This window comes from Candidatus Hydrogenedentota bacterium, assembly GCA_016791475.1.
GTDB lineage: Bacteria > Hydrogenedentota > Hydrogenedentia > Hydrogenedentales > JAEUWI01 > JAEUWI01.
Genome location: JAEUWI010000502.1, coordinates 1 through 509 on the forward strand (window position 1 = coordinate 1; position 509 = coordinate 509).

The window sequence follows — 509 nt, forward strand, 5'->3', positions numbered from 1 at the left end:
CGCGCGCCGGCAGCTTCGTGTTCTGGAAGCCGCACGCGCTGCCCGCCGCGCCCGCGTCCGCCTATCGCCCGGACGGCGCGCTGTCCTTCGTCGCCGTGGGCGGGCTGCTCGCCTGCCTGGTGCTGCTCACCGTGTTCGCCGGCCCGGTGCACGCCTGGCTGGAACTCGTCGCGGCGCAGCTCTACGCCCCGGCCGGCTACATCGACGCGGTGCTCGGCACCGCACAGGGGGTGCGCTGATGGGCGCGAAGCACGACAAGCTCGACCCGCGCAGCTTCACCGAACGCTGGCTGCCGCATCCGCTCATGAGCGCGGTGCTGGTGCTGCTGTGGATGCTGCTGCTCAACAGTTTCAGCTTAGGCGGGCTGGTGGTGGGCGTGGTGCTCGCGGTGGTGATCACGCGGGTGACGAGCAACTTCTGGCCCGAGCGCCCGCCGGTCAAGTCCTGGACCAAGGCCTTCGCCTACCTCGGCGTGGTGGCCTGGGACGTGGTGGTCGCCAACCTGCAGG

Annotated in this window: 2 protein-coding genes; both read left to right on the plus strand. The window is 71.3% G+C overall.

What is annotated here, in order from left to right:
- Positions 1-239 (plus strand): monovalent cation/H+ antiporter subunit D (locus JNK74_30480; protein MBL7650495.1); only part of this gene is annotated, 239 nt, incomplete at its 5' end.
- Positions 239-509 (plus strand): Na+/H+ antiporter subunit E (locus JNK74_30485; GenBank protein MBL7650496.1); only part of this gene is annotated, 271 nt, incomplete at its 3' end. The genes JNK74_30480 and JNK74_30485, both read left to right, overlap by 1 nt.